An 18771-nucleotide genomic window follows, 5' to 3' on the forward strand; every position below is an offset into this window, starting at 1 on the left:
AATCAGCTTGCCACTTGGCGAGGCAGCAGCCGATCCGTTTCGCGCTTCACGACCTCATAGCATTCACACACCTGCTGTTCCAGGCCCGGGCGGTCGAGCACCGTGATGTGACCTCGCGCGTACTTGATCAGGTTCAGACGCTGCAATTTGCCTGCCGCCTCCGTCACGCCTTCGCGTCTCACGCCGAGCATGTTGGCGATCAGCTCCTGCGTCATGACCAGTTCATTGCCGGGCAATCTGTCCAGGCTCAACAACAGCCAGCGGCACAGCTGCTGCTCGAGCGAATGATGCCGGTTGCACACCGCCGTTTGCGACATCTGGGTGATGAGCGACTGGGTGTAGCGCAGCAAGAGGTGAAGCAACGGGCCCCCCTTGTCCGTCAGCTCCTGAACGTGGGTGGCACTCAGCCTGAAGGCCTTGCCTGCACTTTGCACCACGGCACGATTGGGGGTGCTACCTCCGCCCATCAGGAGCGACACGCCCACCATGCCTTCGAAGCCGACGACCGCGATCTCCGCCGACTGCCCGTTCTCCAGCACGTACAGCAGGGAGACGATGCAATCGACGGGGAAGAAAACGTGTCGCTGCACCACCCCCGACTCGTAGAGCACCTCTCCGAGACGCAGCGGCACCAATTCCAGGAACGGCTCCATTCGGGCCATCACCTCGACAGGGATGGCATCCAGCAGTTCGTTGTGTGCAGCGGCCCGACGCAACGAAGAAGAACGAGGAGGCAATGCCATGGGCGAGATCTGCTTCCAAATTTTCATGATTCTGCGACCGAAATCCGGCGTCTGTGCGCTGGCGTACCAATCGCCGGGGCATTTTTTGGGGGGGGCTTGGTGCGCCAGCGAACAGTCAGGGACTCACTTTCTGGCTAGCGTGGGCCCCCGGAACCTCGCGTTGGAGAGCAACCCCATGTACGCCATGAGCCCCGCGGAAATCGACACCGAGAACCTGGCGCGCACTTGCTTGTACGGCCGTCAATTGCCCCGAATCCTGCACCGACCGGCGCGTGGGTTTCGGGCACATGGTTGGGCGGCCGCACGTTCTCAGCAGTCAACACTGCCGCCCAACACAGACCCGGGAAATCCAATGCCTATACATCTGCTCCGCCGCTTTTGCCGCGCGCGACCGCCTGTGCCGACCGATGATCTGGAGGAGACTCGAATGCGCGGAGTGCTGCGCAGCGCGGGGTTGATCGAGGCTGAATCTCCGCTCCCCCGGTTGTACCCACGTGGGCGAGTCGTCTGTTCAGTCCGGGCCACCGTGATGCGCGTGACGCCCAAAAGGCATGCTGCATCGGAACAAGCGCATTGAGCCCGTAGCATGGCCAAGCTTCTCGTGCACACAGCGACGGTGACTCTCAGCTTGCCCTTCGACATTGACGCGGACGCCGAAGTCGCAGCCCTTCGCGGCGCAGGAATCCCCGTTGATGCGCTCGGCAACGCAGAGTCTGGCTACCTGTTCGTGAGGCTCGCCAACAACCGCTGCGACAACATCTTCCGGTGGTTTCCCAACAAGAAGTTCTCAAAACCCTGAGAGGCTGCATTGATCTCTACGTCGGCGGCGAATGGCAGCAGGGATTTTCGAGGGTCGATTTTTCTGACGCGGGAGGCTACCCCTTGCTTACAGCCGGCGATCTTGATTGGGGGGCACATGGGCTCATGCGAGTGCGATGCGCCATTGAACTCAAAGCAGACGTCCGTCGCTTCGCGGTCGATTTCTACAATCGCTGCGAAGCGGACTTTCTCGACTGCTGGTTGTAGGACGGCATAGGGCCCACTGCGGTCTTCCGACATTGTCCAAAGCTGCCGGTCGTCGCGCCACTAAGAGACATCTCCTTCCACGCATTGTCTAGCCAGGCACGCTGAATAAAACCCAACCATGTCCGCCGCTGTAGTCCCACGCCCCCAGTGCACCGCTTGCCTGCGCCCGCTCAGCGCCTGCATTTGCCGCTGGGTCGCGCCCACTGCCCACACGGTGGAGGTACTAGTGCTGCAGCACCCGTTGGAGGTACACCAGGCCAAAGGCAGTGCCCGCCTGCTGCACCTCAGCTTGGCGCACTGCCGCTTGGTGGTGGGTGAGGCATTTGCCGTACCCGTCTGGCCGGAGGACGGCAAGCACACGCTGCTGCTGTACCCGGACAGTCTGCAAGATACCGCCCCGGACCTGCGAGTCCCACCCCCGCTACCGCCCGAGTGGCCGCAAGCCCCGTCGCGCCTGCGCCTGGTCGTGCTGGACGGCACCTGGCGCAAAAGCCGAAAGATGCTCTACCAAAGCCCGCCACTGCAACAGTTGCCCCGCTTGGCCCTGCACAACCTGCCGCCTTCGCACTACCGTATCCGCAAAGCCCATGGGCCCGACCAACTGTCCACGCTGGAGGCGACCTGCTCCGCCTTGTGCCAACTGGAAGGCGGTGCGGCGCGGTTCCAGCCCTTGTTGAATGCCTTCGACGGGTTTGTAGAGTACTTGGAGCAGGCTGGTGGGCAGCGAAATGCGCAAACCGACAAGTCCTGCCCTCGATCAAGGGATACAGGGTTCATTTAAGCGACCAGGTGAATGGCCGGTTTTGGCCGATAGTACCTATTCGTCTCGCAGGCGCCAACGACGGCAATCGCTGCATTGCCGACATTGCGGAACTACGAAACGGATCTGAGCGATCTTGCTTTGATACCCTGTAATTTGTACCTGCCCGAAGCTTCTCGTGATGCCCGACCTTCCCTTCAGCCCCGCCGCCGACCGCAACAAGCAACCCATCCTCGATGCCCTGACCCGCATCCTCGATGAGCAGGGCACCGCCTTGGAAATCGCCTCCGGCACAGGCCAACACGCCGCCTGGTTCGCCGCCGCCTTGCCTTCATGGACCTGGCAACCCACCGACGCAGATGCCCGCTCGCTTCCCGCGATCGCCAGTCGCGTCGAGCAAGCCGCGCTGCCCAATCTGCGCCCGCCGCTGCTGCTCGACGTGATGGCGCCGCAGTGGCCCTCGCAAGGCCCCGCGTTCGCTCAAGAAGGCAAAGAGGAAGAAAAGTTCGACGCCATCTACTGCGCCAACATGCTGCACATCGCACCCTGGCCCACCTGCGCCGCGCTCATGGTCGGTGCCGCGCGGCATCTGCGTGCCGGCACCGGCGCGCTGATCACCTACGGGCCTTACTTCGAAGACGAAGCCCAGCACGGCCCCACGGCACCGAGCAATCTGGCGTTCGACGAAGACCTGCGCGCGCGCAATCCTGCATGGGGCATTCGCCGGCTCGACGACGTGGTGGCAGAGGCGCGCCGTGTCGGCCTCGCATTGCGCGAGCGGCACGCGATGCCTGCGAACAACCTGCTGCTGGTCTTCGGCTTCAGCTGATGATGAGGAGGACGGGCGAGGGCGTTGTCGCCCGCCAAGGGGCTCTGCATTGCGATCCGGGCCACTCGCGCTAGAGTCGGGCCACGTCCACAAGACCGGCCTGCGCCCATGCTCGACACACCATTGCCGACGCCTCCTCATTCCCCCGCATCGCTGTCGCTGCTGCAGCAGCGGCTCCTGTTCCGACTGATCCCCGCCGTCACCGCCTGCCTCCTGGCCATCGGCTGCGCGAGCCCGCCGTCGACGCGTGCGCCCGGTGGTTCGGTTCCGAGCAGCAACATCCCGCCGTTGACGTCGGAGCAGTCGAACAGCATCACGATCCATGCGCTGGGGCTGGTCGGCACGCCGTACCGCTATGGCGGCAATTCGCCCGAGGGCGGGTTCGATTGCAGCGGACTCATCGGCTACGTCTACCGCCATAGCGTGGGGCAGGTGCCGCCGCGCACGGTGTCGCGCATGGCGGGCTTCGGTCGGCCGGTGCCGATGTCGGAGCTTCGCTCGGGCGACCTGGTGCTGTTCGGGTCGGCGTCGCCCACGCATGCGGGCATCTACGTGGGCGACGGGCGTTTCGTGCATGCGCCGTCCACGGGCGGCGAGGTGCGGCTCGACCGGCTCGACGGCGTGTACTGGTCGCGCCAGCCGACGCAGGCGCGACGGCCCGGCTGATCCGGCGAATCCGATTCGCGCGTTACGCGCGCGGCGATTGCACGTGCTCGGCCCGCACGCCGATGCCCACGGCGCGCGCCGGCAGGGTGCGCAGCCACGGCCAGCGCCCCAGCAGGCGCAGGGGCCAGGGCATGGGGCGGGGCGCGGTCGATGCAGCTGCCTTGCGGCTGAGCACGGGCATCAGCACGCGGTCTTGCACGAGGCGCTGCGCGGCCTGGGTAACGCGCACGGGCCATTCGCGGCGGCGCTGCAGCTGGGGCAGCAGGTTGTCGATCTGCTTGTCGGTGGCGCTGCCGGCCAGCGACGCGGCCAGCAGGTTGGCGGCGGCCACGGCGTCCTGCACGGCAAGGTTGATGCCGACGCCGCCCACGGGCGACATGGCGTGCGCGGCGTCGCCGATGCACAGCAGGCCGGGGCACGACCACGATTCGAGCCGGTCGACGGTCACTTCGAGCAGCTTCACGGCCTCCCAGTCGGGCAGGGCCTCGGGCAGGCGCGTGGCAAAGAAGGGCGCGATGCGCGCGATCTCGGCATGGAAGGCGGCAATGCCGCGCGACTGCAGTTCGGCGCTGCCGCCCTTGCGGATGACGAAGGCGCACTGCCAGTAGTCGCCGCGGTTGAGCGTCACCAGGAGGTGGCCCGCCGCGATGTGGCCGCCGGTGGCCTCGGGGTCGCCGGGGAGCTTGGGAATGCGCATCCACAGCACGTCGATGGGCGCGCCGTAGCTGATGTGCGGCAGCGCCGCCGCATCGCGCAAGGTGGAGTGGCGACCGTCGGCGGCCACGATGAGGGAGGCGTGCAACTCGATGTCTCTCGGGCCGCCGCTGTCGGGGCTGCGGGCGCCGATGCGCACTTTCACGCCGTTGACGCGGCCCTTGTCCTGCAGCAGGCCGATGGCCTCGGCGTCGGTCCACAGCTCGAAGCCGGGGTAGCGCCGCGCCTCGTCGCACATGAAATCCAGAAACTCCCACTGCGGCATGAGCACCAGGAAGCGGGCGTGCGTGGGTAGCCGCCTGAAGTCGGCAATGGTCACGCCGCGGCCTTCGTAGGTGCCGCGCAGCTCTTCGATGCGGTTGTGCGGGCGCTGCAGGAAGGCGTCGAGCAGGCCGAGTTCGTGCAGCACTTCGAGGGTCGAGGGGTGCACGGTGTCGCCCCGGAAGTCGCGCAGGAAGTCGAGGTGTTTCTCGAGCACGACGACGGGCACGCCCGCGCGCGCAAGCAGCAGGCCCAGCACCATGCCGGCCGGGCCGCCGCCGGCAATGCAGCAGCGGGGCGACGTGGGAGCGGGCGCAGAGGTGGTGTGGGTGTCCATGGCTCCGATCGATCCGGTCGCGCCATGGGTGGCGTGGCCTGTGGGGTGCACGGTGCGCGCACCCTCGGTGCACGCACTGCGCGGCCGGACCGCCGGGGCCCGGACCTCAGGGCTGCATGAAGCTCACGCTTTGGGCGATGAGCACGCCGTCGACCACGCGGTCGCCGACGACGGTCACGCGCTTGGCGTTGCCCAGGTCCGCGGCGGTGCCGTTTTCGAAGATGGTACCGGAGCCGCTGGCATTCACGCGCTGGCCGCGCACGATGAAGTCGGCGGCCGACATGTAGTTGGCGATGGGGCCGATCACGGTGAACGACACGGGCCCGCCGGTGCCGGGCACGTGGCGGATGCGCAGTTTCTTGACCACGAGCACCTGGCCCGAGAGGAAACCGTCGACCTCGACCTTCACGCCGTTGCCGATGGAGCCGCTCGGCCCGCCGGTGATCTGGGCGTTGCGCGCGTCGATCTTGTTGCCCAGCACGCGGAAGTCGCCCAGCGCGGCGAAGTCGGTGACCACGCCGGCCAGCTGCAGCGCGATGCCGTCGGCCGAGGGAATAGCGTACCAGCCCTGCACCTGGGTGGCGGTGAAGCGGCCGGCGGCCGGTGCCGCCGTGCCGCGCACGCGGACGATGGCGCCGTTGGCCAGGCTGGCGGCGTCGATGCCGGGGCCGAAGGCGGCGCTGGCGAAGTCGACGGTCAGCAGGCCGAGCGTGAACTGCTGGCCGCCGCGGTCGAGGTTCTGCACGGTGCCGGTCACCAGCGGGGCGGTGGTGGCGGGCGCCAGCTGGACGCGCGTGGCGCGCAGGGTGCCCGGTGCGGCGGGCAGGCCCCACACCTGCACCACGGCGCCGTCGACGAGGTCGGTGGTGCCGTCGGCGTCGGCCCAGACGGTGGCGTTGTCGGTGGTCACGCGGGCGCCCATGACGATGAAGCTGCCGTCCTTCAGGTCGATGGCCGACACGGCGCCGCGCAGCTCGGCGGCCGAGACGACGGTGGCGGCGATGCCGCTGGTGAAGTTGGCGTCGACCTTGCCGGCGATGCGCGCGCTCATGCCGATCTGCAGCTCGGTGGTGTCCTCGAGGCTGAAGGTGGCGCTGTCGGTGTTGTAGCGCAGGCCGTTGAGGATCACGCTGCCCAGGCCGTCGGCCGCGCCGATGCCAGCGGCGTCGGCGGTCACGCCGGTGCCGCCGGAGCCCACGCCCGAGCCGTCGCCGTTGGTGTTGCTGGCGGTGCTGTCGCCGCCGGCGCCGGTGCTTCCGGTGCTGCCGTTGCCCGTGCCGCTGCCGGAGCCGGCGTCACCCGAGCCGCCGTCGCCGCCCCCACCGCCATTGCCGTTGCCGGTGGCCGTGGTGCCGGTGGTGCCGAAGCCCAGTGTGCCGCCGCCACCCCCGGCGCCGCCTCCGCAGGAGAGAAGCAGGGCCATGGCGCCGGCCATCAGCAGGCCGCGCACGAGTCGCAAGGAGAGGGGAGGCGTGTTCATCGGGGGGACTCGTTGTGCTGGGGCGTGCCGGGGGCGGGCGCGCCTTCTTCGTCTTCGTAATACGTGTAGATGCCGACGCGGATGCGTGCCTTCGCGGTAGCCTTGGCCTCGGGGGGCACGCGGTCGACGGCTTCGGTCATCTCGCGGGCCAGCTCGTGGTGCAGGCCGGCCCAGCGTTCGCGCACGAGGCGTTCGATGGCCGTGCAGTCGGCCAGCGTGAGCCCGCGCGCGTACACGGCGCGCTCGAGCATGCGGGGCGTCTCGCCCAGGGTGTTGGAGACGGCGGCCAGCAGGTGGTCGCGGCCGTTGTCGCCCAGGAAGGCGAGCATCGACTGCAGGTCTTCCACCGGCACGAAGCCATCGGCCGTGAGTTCGGCGCTGCCGTCGCTTTCGGCCACCATCTGCAGGCGCACCAGCTCGTCGAGGATGGTGCGGTGGTGCACGTTGCCCCGGCTGGCCAGGCGGGCCACGCGCTCGAACGAGGGCCCGTCACCCTCGGTGACGACGGGCAGGCGGCGCAGGGTGTCGTCGTCGGTGGTCATCTGTAACCACAACGTAAAAGTCTTGGCAGCCGCTGACAGCTCGGTGTGGGGCAGCGGGTCGACGGTGGCGCGGACCTTGGCGGTGACGACCTTGCGGTTCAGCCCGGTGGTGACCGAAATCTGGCTGAGGTTGGGCTTGGTCACGCCCTGGGCGCGCCAGGTGCGCTGGGCTTCCTCGATGAGCAGGTCGCGCAGCAGGGCTTCGAGGTGCGGGTGCTTGACGCCCATGCCCAGCGCCAGCCGGACCACGGGCCTGAGGATGCGAGCGCAGGCGGCAAGGGCCCAGTCCAGCCGGTGTTCCATGAATGCGGGAGCGTTGTTCCTGGTGAAGGTCGTCAAGGCAAGAGAGGCGGGACCGGCGCCCGGGCTTGCCACAGGGCCCTATTGTCGTTCGTCCGGCGGACCCCCTCGGCCGGCCCGGGTCAGGTCGCGGCGCAGGTGCCGCCGCTGGACCGGGTGACGGTGGTGCGCCCCGTGGCGCTGATGCTCACGGCGCGCGACTGGTCGGCGCTCGGGGTGGCGCGGCAGATGGTGATGCTGCTCCGGCCGGCGCCCAGGCCGGTGGCCTGGAACACGATGGCGCTGGCGCCATCGGCCTCGCGCAGCCGGTAGCCGCTGGCGGCCGCGGGCTCGACGCGCAGCACCTGCGTGTCGCTGCGCACGATCCAGCCGGCTTCCCACTGCCCGTTGGTGCTGCAGCTGGTGCCGTTGGCCGAGGCGCACAGGGTGACGGGCGCGTTGCGCTTGATGGCCTCGCTGCGCGCCAGCTGGCTGCCGGCGACCAGCGCGGTGCTGTAGCTGCTCAGGCGGGTGGACAGCCGGATGCCGTCGAACGAGGGCACGGCAATGGCGATCAGCACCACCAGCACGGCCAGCGTGACCATCAGCTCGATGAGCGTGAAGCCGCGCGGCCGGGTGCGGGCCTGCCTGGGGTGGTGGTTGCGCATGCGCGGGTGCACGGCGTTACTTCTGGATGAACCAGTAGACCCGGCCCTTGGGCTGCTTGAAGGCGGCCTTGGGCGCGGTGCCCTTGGGGCTGAGGAAGGAGTCGGGGTTGGCGCCGATGACCACGTCGCGCATGCCGCCATCGCCGTCCAGCTGCACGCGGCCCACGACCGGCGTGGGCGCGAGGCCGCCGCCCACCACGTTCTGGAAGCGCCCGTTGGTGCCCTGGGCGGCCGCGTTGACGTACGACACGTTGTAGACCCGCGCGGTGCCCAGGTCGGCCCGGCACGACTGCGTGTTGGGGTTGGTGGGCGTGTGGGTGTTGAAGGTGGTGACGCCGTAGGCGGTCACCGAACCGGTCACGACCTGCTCGCCCGCTGCGAGCCCGAGGTACCAGCCCTTCTTGGTGGCGAGGTCGGACGAACTCGGCGTGCTCGCGTCGGTGATGGCCTGCAGCGAGGTATGGCACAGCACCTCGTTGCCGGTGCCGCAGCGGTCGGCCTCGCTGGTCAGCCAGGTGGCGTCGGTGGGCTTGTCGACCAGCATGTAGAAGCGGTTGGCCACGCCGAGCGCGACGTTGTAGTGGCGCAGCGGCTTCTCGCGGTCGCCCGAGCCCAGCAGCACGACGTAGGCGCCGTTGTCCGCGACCACGTCGGGGCCGAACATGAACTTGCGGTTGGGCGTGCAGGTGGTCACCGTGTCGCAGCCGAGCGAGGCGATCTGGGTCATGGCCCAGGCGGACGGGGCCGCGCTGCCGATGGCGATGCGGTAGACGTTGCCGCCCAGGTCGGCTGCGTAGGCGATGGTGGCGACGCCCAGGGTGTCGGTGACCACCGTCACTTCGCCGACCACGGGGCGGGCGGTGGTGAACACCTTGAGCTGCGCGCCGGTGTTGGCGTCGAGCACGTAGATCCGGTTGCCCTTCACGCCGGTGCCGCAGGCCTGGGCGGCGCTGTTGGTGTCGACGTCTTCGCACTTGTCGTAGCCGCCGCCGAAGACCAGCAGCGGGCTGCTGCCGCTGCCGTAGCCGGTGGCGCGCAGCACCTTCGGCGCCGACCAGGTCTGGCCGATGCCTTCGAAGCCGGTGTCGCAGCCGGTGTCGTCGTTCTGGTTGGGGCAGCCCTTGCGCCACTTCAGCGTGGGTGCGGCGGGCGACGAGACGTCGAAGGCGTAGACCAGCCGGCCGCCGCGGCGCATGCTGGCGTAGAGCCAGGCGGTGCTGCCCTGACGGTAGGCCGCGACCGCGCCGTCCATGCCGTAGGGCTTGGGCGCCACTGTGCCCAGGCTGACGGGCAGGCCGGGGAAGTTGATGCGCGTGGTGTTGTCGTACAGCCGCTTGAGGCTGCCGTAGAACTCGGGCGGCATGAACGACCACAGCTCGGAGCCTGCGGCGGCCCCGCCGATGGCCGTGTTGCGGTTGCCGTTGATGGCGCGCAGCACACCGTCGTTGCCGCCGTAGAACACCACCACCTGGGGCGAGGCGTCGGTGCCGTAGTTGATGGCCACCGGGCGCGAGTGCACCACGTCGCCGTGCACCGAGGGACGCATGGCGCTCGAGGGCACCGGGTTGCCCTGGGCGTTGGGCCGTTCGTCGCCCTTGTTGTCCAGGCCTCGCGCCCAGTTGATGAGCTTGGTGCGGTCCGCGGTCGCGTCCGCGGCGATGCCGAGCGCGGTCGTGGTAATGGCCGTGTTGGCGTCGTCGAAGGCGGTGAGCGCGGTGCAGCTGCCCGCCGCGCAGGTCTTCATGTTGCGCACGGCCGGCACGACGCCGCGCAGCATGTAGCCCTGCGCGCCTTTTTCCACCACGTTGCCGTCGGGGCTGTCCGCGGCTTCCTTCTTGAGGCAGTCGCCGGACGGCCGGAAGCTCCAGTAGGCGTCGCTGTCGCTGGCGGCGGGTGTCCAGAAACTGCGCGCGCAGGGCGCGATGAAGCCGGTCTGGTTGTTCACCGCGTTCTTGTCGTCCGCGTCCTGCAGGATCAGCTGGCTGCTGCTGTCCAGCCCGAGCTTGTATTGCTTGAGGTTGCCGTTCCAGCGCGGAAAGGCGTTCTCGTCGGGGCGGAACATGCCCACGAACACCTGGTTCAGGTAGGTGCCCTGGGTGTTCACGCTCACGGGCAGGCTCACCGAGGAGAACACGCTGTTGACCGACTGGATCTTGCTGAAGATGTCGTCCAGCGCCTCGCCGAGCGCGGCGCCGAGTTCGGGCTTGCTCGAGAGGTCGTAGTACTCGCCGTTGCTCTGCTTGGCCATGCTCTGCAGCAGCGCGCTCCAGCCCGGGCCCTGGCCCTGGGTGGCCTTGGCGGCCTCGATGGTGTAGACCTTGACGCCCATGCTGGTCTGCAGGAAGCGCGCCCATTCGTCGGCCGTGTTGTCCTGCGAGCCGCTGGGGCTGAGCGTGATCTGGGCGGTGCTGCCGCCGGCGGCGCGCAGGGCTTCGTTGGAGAGCTGGTTGTCGTTGTTGTTGTCCTGCGCTGCGCCGTTGCTGATGTAGATGACGAAGGTGCCGATGCAGTTCTCGGTGCTCGGGCCGACATAGGTGCTGGCGTTGACGCTGGCCAGGGCGTTGCGCGTGAGCGCGTAGATGGCCTTCGATGCCGCGGTGCCGCTCACGTTGCCGGTGTAGTCGGTCTTGACCTTGCCGTTGCCGGCGATGGGCGCGGCGCTGGCCAGGTAGCGGTAGACCTCCGCCATGGTCTTGCCGGCCTTGCCGCCGTTGGACTTGTCGGCCACCTTGTCCAGGCTGCGGATCATGGCGCCGTACTTGAGCTTGGTGCCGCTGTCGAGCGTGCGCACCGCGGCGCGCACGTAGCCGCCGTCGCTGTTCGAATTGCCCTGGCCGGTCTCGGTGAACATCATCAGGCCGACCTTGAACTTGTCGGCCTGCAGGCTTTCGAAGGCGCTGGCGAGCGCGTTGAGCTCGGCGGTGAAGGGCTGGTTCCAGTTGGCCGTGTTGTCCAGCACGAACAGCACGTTCGGGGCCTGGGTGACGGCGGGGTTGTAGCCCACGAAGAGATCGATGTCCTCCGCCTGCGCAGCCTGCATCGGCAACGCGAGCAGCACGGCGGCCCACAGCGTGGTGAGTAGTTTTCTTGTCATGGCGGGGGCCCGTTCATCGTCGTGGTTCAAGGGGGGACAGGCGCAGGTTCGGCTGGTGCGGCAGGTGGCGGCGCGCACAGCGCTTCGAACTGCGCCTTGTTGAGCAGCGCCCGCACGCCCTGGCGCACGGAGGTCGAGGTGCCGGTGGCGCCGGGGGTGGTGTCGGTCACGGTGGTACTGATGTCCCACACGGCGTTGTACTGGTCGGGCAGGGCCGCAAGCCCGGAGCCGCTGCTGGACGCGCCGCCCGTGATGCCGCCCGGGCCCGTGCTGCCGCCGCCGCTGCTGTCGACGGCCTTGGTGGCGCGCACGCACACGGGCGGGGCAATGGTGACCTTGTAGTCGTCCACGCCGTCGTTGTTGATGTCGACCATGCTCACGGTGCCCTGCGGCGGCGCGAGCGACGGGGTGCCGTCGCTGCCGGGCACCAGCAGGCTGGCCGCGACCTCCTCGATCGCGCGGTTGGCGGCGGCCACGGCTTCGTTGCGGGTCTGCAGGTTGCCCACGGCCTTGAGGTTGGCGCCGCTGAGGTTGAAGGCGGCGGTGACCACGAGCGTGATCAGCAGCAGCATGATCATCCCGATGATCAGCGCGGCGCCGCGCTGGGTCTGGGTGGAGCGGCCGGCGTGCACGCGTGGCTTCATGGCGTTTCCCTCCGGCCGGTGACGTTGGTCAGGCGCACGGTGGTCGCGAACGCGTGCCGCTTGTAGTGGTCGTTGAACGGCGCGAGCGTCGCAGCGCCCATCTGGTACCTGCGCGTGTCGGTGTGGCCCGGCGAGATGGTGGTGGCGCGCGCGAGCACATACAGCTTCACGGCCACCGCGTTGACCAGCTGGTCGGCAGTGCAGGTCGCGCCGCAGTGCACGAAGGCGCCGTCGGGGCTGCCGTCGCCGCGGTTGGACGGGGTGGACTTGTTCGCCGGATCGGCCCAGGCGATGGCCTGGGTGTAGTTGACGGCGGCGCCGGTCTTGCTCAGCGTGTCCAGGCCGAGCTCGACGCGAAAGCCCTCGACGCCTTCGATCAGCGCCGTGGGCGGTTGCTGCACGAGCGTCCCGCCCACCAGGTCGAAGCGCGAGCGTGCCAGCGTGGGAATGCCGTCGCCCACGGCCTCGGCGTAGTCGCGCACGTAGTAGATGTCGGCCACCAGCTTGCGCTTGGGCGAAGGGGTGGTGCAGTCCTTGAGGAACATCTGGTCGAAGGCGCCGGTCGAGAGGTCGAACGACGAGGGCTTTTGCGTGCCGCACAGCGACGACTGGAAGTACATCGCGCCGGCCACGTCGGCGTCGCAATGCGTCGTGCCGGGCAGGCAGGTTTCGGCATGGCGCACCACGAGGATGTCGGTGCCGGTCTTGTGGCGCGTCAGCAAGTCGGTGCAGGTGGCCGGCACGCTGCTGTAGACCTGCACGGGCAGGTCGAGCAGCTGGCGCTTGTAGTCCTCGGTCCAGTTCGCCGCCGAGTAGGCCAGGCAGGGGTCGGGCACGGCGCCGGTGGGCACGTGCGTGGGCGCGGCGCTGACCGTGAGGTCGTCGAACTCGGGCATGTAGTTTTCCCAGAAGCCCGCGTGCGAGATCTCGTTCTCGAGCACGAAGATGCTCAGGCGCCCGGTTTCGATCTGGCGGTTGACGCGTTCCATCTCGCGCTGGGAGCCGCTCACGTTGAGGAACAGCGTGAGCAGCGCGGCCATCACGATGAGCATGATGGTGATGGCCACCATCAGCTCGATCAGCGTCAACCCGCGCTGGGCGCGGCGTGCGGTGGGGCGCGGGTTCATGAGAGAGATCCGATGCGCACGAGCGTGGTCACGGTGCGGCGGCACAGGTCGTTGATGCACTTGGTGCCGGTGTCGTAGAGGTCCTTGCCGCAGGCCACGCCGGCCGGCGGCGCCGAGATCGGCCCCAGGCCCTGCCAGGCGACCGTCACGAGGTACTCGTTGTTGCCCATGTCTTCCACGCAGCCGCGCCCGCCGATCACGGTGCCCAGCTTGTCGTTGCCCGAGAACTCGGCCGCGCCCTGCAGCGCGTTGCACCACTCCTTGGCGTCGATCTGCTGGCGCGTGCCGGTGCCGGTGGGGCAGGCATCGGTGCCGCCCAGCGGTGCGCTGGTGGCGTAGCTGGCCGCCACGCGGCGGTTGATGGCGATGCGGTTGGCCATGTCGTTGAGCAGGATCAGCGCCTGCGAGCGCTGGTACGACTCCATCTCGGAGGCCTGCAGCCGGGCCTGCAGGCCGACGAGGCCGAACAGGCCGAAGGCCAGCACGAGCAGGGTGACCAGCACCTCGATCAGCGTGGCGCCGCGCTGGCGCCGCAGGGCGGGGCTCACCATTTTTCGGGCGGCGTCTTCACGCCTTCGCTGGTGAGCCCGAGGTTGCCGTCGCCCGCCTGGCTGCCGATCGCGGTGAAGGTGATCGTGAAGGTGGGCGGGCCGGATTCCTGCAGCGCGACGTCGTAGCTGTAGTTGCTGCTGACTTCGGCGGGCAGGCTGTAGCCGCTGGCAGTCAGTGCCGTCTTGTCGGCGTAGCCGCGGTTGGCAATGAGGAACTGCTGCTGCCGGTTGGCGATGTCCATCATCTGCGCCTGGGCCGCCGAGCGCTTCGATCGCACGATGTACTGCTGGTAGCTGGGCAGCGCGATCGACGCCAGGATGGCCACGATGGCCACCGTGATCATGACCTCGATCAATGTGAAGCCGCCGCTTGTGCGCGCCTGCGAATGCTGGGTCATCGTGGACTCGTCAGAGATGTTTCACATTGTTAGTGAATGTGAATTTATCACATCTAATGTGAGCGCAACGGATTTGCGGCGCTTCCCGCGGCGGTCCGGCGGAGGCGATCCGGGCGTGGATAGGGGTTATCCATTAGGCAATTCCACCCGGCCGGCCCGCGCAGTCCGACGGATGCGGCCCGGCGGCGGGCGGGGAACACTCGCCCGGTTCATATCGAGGAGACATCCGCATGCCCAACATTCGCCGCCATCTGGTGTGGCTGGCCGTGGCCGTGCTCGGCGCTTTTGCGCTGGGCACCGTCGCCCTGAGCCGGGGAGAGAGCATCAACGCCCTGTGGGTCGTGACCGCCGCGCTCTGCACCTACCTGATCGCCTACCGCTACTACAGCCTGTTCATCGCCGACAAGGTGCTGGGGCTGGACGCCAACCGCAAGACGCCCGCGCACCGCCACAACGACGGCCTGGACTACGTGCCGACCGACAAGAACGTGCTGTTCGGCCACCACTTCGCGGCCATCGCAGGCGCCGGCCCGCTGGTGGGCCCGGTGCTCGCCGCGCAGATGGGCTACCTGCCCGGCCTCCTGTGGGTGCTGGCGGGCGTGGTGTTCGCGGGGGCGGTGCAGGACTTCATCATCCTGTTCATCTCCACGCGCCGCGACGGCCGCTCGCTGGGCGACCTGGTCAAGCAGGAGATGGGCGTGGTGCCCGGCATGATCGCGCTGTTCGGCACCTTCATGATCATGATCATCATCCTGGCGGTGCTGGCCCTGATCGTGGTGAAGGCGCTGGCCGAATCGCCCTGGGGCAGCTTCACGGTGGCCGCGACGATTCCGGTGGCGCTGTTCATGGGCGTGTACCTGCGCTACATCCGCCCGGGCCGCATCGGCGAGGTGTCGGTGATCGGCTTCGTGCTGCTCATGGCGGCCATCTTCGGCGGCCAGTGGGTCAGCCAGCACCCGGTGTGGGGCCCGGCCTTCACCTTCGACGGCAAGGCGCTCACCTGGATGCTCGTGGGCTACGGCTTCGTGGCCGCCAGCCTGCCGGTGTGGCTGCTGCTGGCGCCGCGCGACTACCTCTCGACCTTCCTGAAGATCGGCACGATCATCGCGCTGGCCATCGGCATCGTGGTCGTGATGCCCACGCTGCAGATGCCTGCCATCACGCAGTTCGCGCAGGGCAACGGCCCGGTGTGGTCGGGCAGCCTGTTCCCGTTCCTGTTCATCACCATCGCCTGCGGTGCCGTCTCGGGCTTCCACGCGCTGATCTCTTCGGGCACCACGCCCAAGATGCTGGACAACGAACGCCACGCGCGCTTCATCGGCTACGGCGGCATGCTGGCCGAATCCTTCGTCGCCGTGATGGCGCTGGTGGCGGCCTCGTGCATCGAGCCGGGCATCTACTTCGCGATGAACAGCCCGGGCGCGCTGGTCGGCACCACGGTGCAACAGGCCGCCGCAACGATCTCCGGCTGGGGCTTCGTGGTCACGCCCGAGATGCTGCTGCAGACGGCCAAGGACGTGGGCGAGACCACCATCCTCGGGCGCACCGGCGGCGCACCGACGCTGGCCGTGGGCATGGCCCACATCCTTCACCAGGTGATCGGCGGGCAGGCCATGATGGCCTTCTGGTACCACTTCGCGATCCTGTTCGAGGCGCTGTTCATCCTCACGGCGGTGGACGCCGGCACGCGCGCCGGCCGCTTCATGCTGCAGGACCTGCTGGGCAGCTTCGTGCCCGCGCTCAAGCGCACCGACTCGCTGCCGGCCAACCTGATCGCCACCGCGCTGTGCGTGGCAGCCTGGGGCTACTTCCTGTACCAGGGCGTGGTCGATCCGCTGGGCGGCATCAACACGCTGTGGCCGCTGTTCGGCATCTCCAACCAGATGCTGGCCGCGGTGGCGCTGATGCTGGGCGTGGTCGTGCTGTTCCGCATGAAGCGCGAGCGCTACGCCTGGGTGGCGGCGGCGCCGGCCGTGTGGCTGCTGGCCTGCACGCTGACGGCGGGCTGGCAGAAGATCTTCTCGAGCGATCCGAAGATCGGCTTCCTGTCGCACGCGGCCAAGTACGCAGACGGCCTGGCCAACGGCGTGCTGATTGCGCCGGCCAAGACGCCCGAAGCCATGTCGCGCATCGTCTTCAACGACCGGCTCGACGCGGCGCTGTGCGCGCTGTTCATCTTCGTGGTGCTGAGCGTGCTGGTCTACAGCATCAAGGCCTGCCTGGCGGCCCGCGCGGCCAACCGGCCGACCACGCAGGAGACGCCGTTCGAGGCGATGGGCGCGGCCTCGTCCGCCGCCCACTGACCGAGCGAAAGAACGCCATGGGCCTCGCCATGCCGGAAGCCGGGCGCTACATCGCCCGCTCGATCAAGCAGTCGCTGCGGCTCATGGTCGGGCTGCCCGACTACGACGTCTACCTGACGCACATGGCGGCCACCCACCCGGACCGGGCGCCGATGAGCTACGAGGAATTCTTCCGCGAACGGCTCGAGGCGCGCTACGGCGCGGGCAAGGGGCGCTGCTGCTAGCGGCAGCCGGCTGGCAACAAGAAAAGGGCGCACACGGTGCGCCCTTTTTTCATGTCACGAGGCGTCGAGGATCTGCGCCATCCGCAGCGCCGCCGGCGAGAGCGGCCGGTTCTTCAGCGCCAGCCGGTACAGCGGCCGCGACAGCACCGCACCCGGCAGCTTCAGCTCGCGCAGCGTGCCCAGCGCGAGCATGTCGGCCACCACCACGCGCGGCAGCATCGAGATGCCGACCCCGCTGGCCACGGTGCGCGCAATGGCTTCGTTGCTCGCCATTTCCATCCACGGCGGCGCGTCGATGCCGTGCGCCGCGCACAGCGCCTCGGTGGCCTGGCGCGTGCCCGAGCCCGGCTCGCGCAGGATCCAGTTCTGCCGGCCCAGCAGCGCGGCCGTCACGCCGCGCCGGGGCAGGGCGGCATCGGGCGGCGCGACGATGGCGAGCGGGTCGGTGGTCCATTCGCGCACCTCGACGCGCTCCTCGTCCACGCGGCCCTCGACCAGCGCGAGGTCGATGCGGCATTCGAGCAGCTGCTCGCACACCCACTGCGTGTTGCCGACCGTGACGCGCGGCACCACCGCCGGAAAGGCGGCGCAGAAGGCTGCGATCTGCGGCGGCAGCCAGTAGCTCGCCACCGTGGTGCTGGCGCCCAGCGTGAGGCTGCCGCGCTGCACGCCGACACGCGCACGCACGTCGTCCAGCGCCGCGCGCTCCATCGCGAAGATGCCGCGCGCATGCGTGAGCAGCGACGCGCCGGCCTCCGTGAGCCGAAAGCCCTTGCCCGCGCCGCGCTCGATGAGCGTCAGGTCGAGCTGGTGCTCCAGCTCGCGGATGCCCTTGGACACCGCCGGCTGGCTGATCCACAGGCCCTCGGCCGCGCGCGAGAAGCTGCCCGCCTCGGCCACGGCGACGAACAGGCGCACCAGGTGCAGGTTCAGGGTCATAACTTAACTTCATGCATCGGTGAAGTTTATGTCTTTGACTCATGAGGTGTCGATTCCTAAGCTCGGGTCCATGTCCTCCCTTGCCGCCTCCTTGCCCGGTTTCTCCTTCGCTCGCCGCTGCGGCCCCGGCGTGTTGCTGTCTGCACTGCTGGCAGCCGCCGCCGCGCTGCTGGCCGAATGGCCGCCGATGGTGCACCTGGGCCTGAGCGCGCTCACGCTGGCCATCGCGCTGGGCATGGTGGCGGGCAACACGGTGTTCTCTGCGGTGTCGCAGCGCACCGGCGCCGGCGTGGACTTCGCGCGCAGCGCCTTGCTGCGCGCGGGCATCGTGCTCTACGGCTTTCGCATTTCGCTGAGCGACATCGGCGCCGTCGGCTGGCCTGGCGTGCTGATCGCGATGGCGATGGTGGCGCTGACCTTCGGCCTTGCGGTGCGCATCGGCACGCGCTGGCTGGGGCTCGACCGCGAGACCGCCGCGCTCATCGGCGCGGGCAGCGCCATCTGCGGCGCCGCCGCCGTGATGGCGACGCAGCCCGTGGTGCGCGGCGAAGAGCACAAGGTGTCGATCGCCGTCGCCACGGTGGTGGTGTTCGGCACGCTGTCGATGGTGGCGTATCCGCTGCTCTATCCGTACCTCGGGCTCACGGAGCATGCCTTCGGTCTCTTCGCGGGTTCCACCATCCACGAGGTGGCGCAGGTGGTCGCGGTGGGCGAGGCCGTCAGCCCGGGCGCGGCCAACGCGGCCGTGGTCGAGAAGATGCTGCGCGTGATGATGCTGGCGCCGTTCCTCATGGGCCTGTCGTTCCGCGTGGCGGCGTCGACACCGGGCGCGGCGAGCGTGGGCGCGTGCTGGCGTCAGGTGCGCGTGCCATGGTTCGCCGTGCTGTTCATTGCCGTGAGCGCCGTGCATTCGCTCGACGTGCTGCCCCGTGCACTCGTCGCCGCGCTGGTGCAGCTCGACACGCTGCTGCTCGCCACCGCCATGGCCGCGATGGGCCTGCGCACCAGCGCCGCGAGCTTGCGCAAGGCTGGGGCGCAACCGCTCAAGCTGGGGGCGCTGCTGTTCGTGTTCCTGACGGCCGGCGGCTATGCGGTGAATGCGGCCGTGCTGGCGATGTTCTGAACGAATTTCGCGCAGGGCTCAGGCGGCGCCTGAGGCGTCCTGCGTGAATTCCAGTTTCTCCTG

The 18771-nt window shown here is 68.8% G+C and carries 18 protein-coding genes; 7 read left to right on the top strand and 11 right to left on the bottom strand.

The window, feature by feature from the left end; translation table 11 throughout:
- Nucleotides 1–2 precede the first annotated feature (2 nt).
- Nucleotides 3–743, bottom strand: coding sequence for a Crp/Fnr family transcriptional regulator (locus ACAM42_RS09235; RefSeq protein ID WP_369632749.1), 741 nt, complete (start codon nucleotides 741–743; stop codon nucleotides 3–5).
- Nucleotides 744–1329: 586 nt separating this feature from the next.
- Here ACAM42_RS09235 and ACAM42_RS09240 point away from each other — a divergent pair.
- The 4 genes from ACAM42_RS09240 (at nucleotide 1330) to ACAM42_RS09255 (ending at nucleotide 4024) form a co-directional block, all read left to right on the top strand.
- Complete coding sequence (locus ACAM42_RS09240; RefSeq protein WP_062472154.1) at nucleotides 1330–1542, top strand: hypothetical protein; 213 nt, start codon at nucleotides 1330–1332, stop codon at nucleotides 1540–1542.
- Between the two features lie 345 nt (nucleotides 1543–1887).
- The gene (locus tag ACAM42_RS09245; protein ID WP_062472152.1) at nucleotides 1888–2550 is read left to right on the top strand and encodes a tRNA-uridine aminocarboxypropyltransferase; all 663 of its coding nucleotides are present in this window, start codon (nucleotides 1888–1890) and stop codon (nucleotides 2548–2550) included.
- Between the two features lie 160 nt (nucleotides 2551–2710).
- The gene (locus ACAM42_RS09250; RefSeq protein WP_369631809.1) at nucleotides 2711–3358 is read left to right on the top strand and encodes a DUF938 domain-containing protein; all 648 of its coding nucleotides are present in this window, start codon (nucleotides 2711–2713) and stop codon (nucleotides 3356–3358) included.
- Nucleotides 3359–3466: 108 nt separating this feature from the next.
- Nucleotides 3467–4024, top strand: a complete 558-nt coding sequence (locus tag ACAM42_RS09255) for a C40 family peptidase (protein ID WP_369631810.1) — start codon at nucleotides 3467–3469, stop codon at nucleotides 4022–4024.
- Nucleotides 4025–4046: 22 nt separating this feature from the next.
- Here the strand turns inward: ACAM42_RS09255 and ACAM42_RS09260 are convergent, their stop codons facing one another.
- The 9 genes from ACAM42_RS09260 to ACAM42_RS09300 form a co-directional block, all read right to left on the bottom strand.
- A complete protein-coding gene (locus ACAM42_RS09260; RefSeq protein WP_369631811.1) occupies nucleotides 4047–5336 on the bottom strand; it encodes an FAD-dependent oxidoreductase in 1290 nt (429 codons plus the stop codon).
- Nucleotides 5337–5442: 106 nt separating this feature from the next.
- Nucleotides 5443–6816 carry a DUF5666 domain-containing protein gene (locus ACAM42_RS09265; protein ID WP_369631812.1) on the bottom strand — a complete coding sequence of 458 codons (1374 nt, stop codon included), beginning with the start codon at nucleotides 6814–6816 and terminating at the stop codon, nucleotides 5443–5445.
- Nucleotides 6813–7661 (bottom strand): DUF6502 family protein, encoded by an 849-nt coding sequence (locus ACAM42_RS09270; protein ID WP_369631813.1) that lies wholly within the window; start codon nucleotides 7659–7661, stop codon nucleotides 6813–6815. The genes ACAM42_RS09265 and ACAM42_RS09270 overlap by 4 nt, the downstream gene beginning before the upstream one ends.
- A 119-nt stretch (nucleotides 7662–7780) precedes the next feature.
- Nucleotides 7781–8317 carry a GspH/FimT family pseudopilin gene (locus ACAM42_RS09275; RefSeq protein WP_223301370.1) on the bottom strand — a complete coding sequence of 179 codons (537 nt, stop codon included), beginning with the start codon at nucleotides 8315–8317 and terminating at the stop codon, nucleotides 7781–7783.
- A 4-nt stretch (nucleotides 8318–8321) separates the two neighbouring features.
- Nucleotides 8322–11399 carry a pilus assembly protein gene (locus ACAM42_RS09280; protein ID WP_062472140.1) on the bottom strand — a complete coding sequence of 1026 codons (3078 nt, stop codon included), beginning with the start codon at nucleotides 11397–11399 and terminating at the stop codon, nucleotides 8322–8324.
- Between the two features lie 26 nt (nucleotides 11400–11425).
- Entirely contained in the window at nucleotides 11426–12043 is a 618-nt protein-coding gene (locus ACAM42_RS09285) for a PilX N-terminal domain-containing pilus assembly protein (RefSeq protein ID WP_062472137.1), read from the bottom strand.
- Nucleotides 12040–13170 carry a PilW family protein gene (locus ACAM42_RS09290; RefSeq protein ID WP_369631814.1) on the bottom strand — a complete coding sequence of 377 codons (1131 nt, stop codon included), beginning with the start codon at nucleotides 13168–13170 and terminating at the stop codon, nucleotides 12040–12042. Before ACAM42_RS09290 ends, ACAM42_RS09285 begins: the two co-directional genes overlap by 4 nt.
- Nucleotides 13167–13721: a type IV pilus modification protein PilV gene (pilV, locus tag ACAM42_RS09295; RefSeq protein ID WP_070061625.1), complete on the bottom strand. Its 555-nt coding sequence runs from the start codon at nucleotides 13719–13721 to the stop codon at nucleotides 13167–13169. Before pilV ends, ACAM42_RS09290 begins: the two co-directional genes overlap by 4 nt.
- The gene (locus tag ACAM42_RS09300; RefSeq protein ID WP_369631815.1) at nucleotides 13715–14119 is read right to left on the bottom strand and encodes a type IV pilin protein; all 405 of its coding nucleotides are present in this window, start codon (nucleotides 14117–14119) and stop codon (nucleotides 13715–13717) included. Before ACAM42_RS09300 ends, pilV begins: the two co-directional genes overlap by 7 nt.
- 230 nt (nucleotides 14120–14349) lie before the next feature.
- Here ACAM42_RS09300 and ACAM42_RS09305 point away from each other — a divergent pair, with 230 nt between their 5' ends.
- Both ACAM42_RS09305 and ACAM42_RS09310 read left to right on the top strand, forming a co-directional pair.
- Nucleotides 14350–16422: a carbon starvation CstA family protein gene (locus tag ACAM42_RS09305; protein ID WP_095744137.1), complete on the top strand. Its 2073-nt coding sequence runs from the start codon at nucleotides 14350–14352 to the stop codon at nucleotides 16420–16422.
- 17 nt (nucleotides 16423–16439) lie between these two features.
- Nucleotides 16440–16646 (top strand): YbdD/YjiX family protein, encoded by a 207-nt coding sequence (locus tag ACAM42_RS09310; protein ID WP_062472123.1) that lies wholly within the window; start codon nucleotides 16440–16442, stop codon nucleotides 16644–16646.
- A gap of 54 nt (nucleotides 16647–16700) precedes the next feature.
- On the opposite strand, the gene ACAM42_RS09315 is transcribed toward ACAM42_RS09310, so the two are convergent.
- Nucleotides 16701–17585 carry a LysR substrate-binding domain-containing protein gene (locus ACAM42_RS09315; RefSeq protein ID WP_369631816.1) on the bottom strand — a complete coding sequence of 295 codons (885 nt, stop codon included), beginning with the start codon at nucleotides 17583–17585 and terminating at the stop codon, nucleotides 16701–16703.
- 70 nt (nucleotides 17586–17655) lie between these two features.
- On the opposite strand from ACAM42_RS09315, the gene ACAM42_RS09320 reads away from it, so the two are divergent.
- On the top strand, nucleotides 17656–18708 hold the full coding sequence (locus tag ACAM42_RS09320; RefSeq protein WP_369631817.1) for a YeiH family protein: 1053 nt from the start codon (nucleotides 17656–17658) through the stop codon (nucleotides 18706–18708).
- Nucleotides 18709–18771 lie beyond the last annotated feature (63 nt).

This window comes from Variovorax sp. V35, from assembly GCF_041154465.1.
GTDB classification, from domain to species: domain Bacteria; phylum Pseudomonadota; class Gammaproteobacteria; order Burkholderiales; family Burkholderiaceae_C; genus Variovorax; species Variovorax boronicumulans.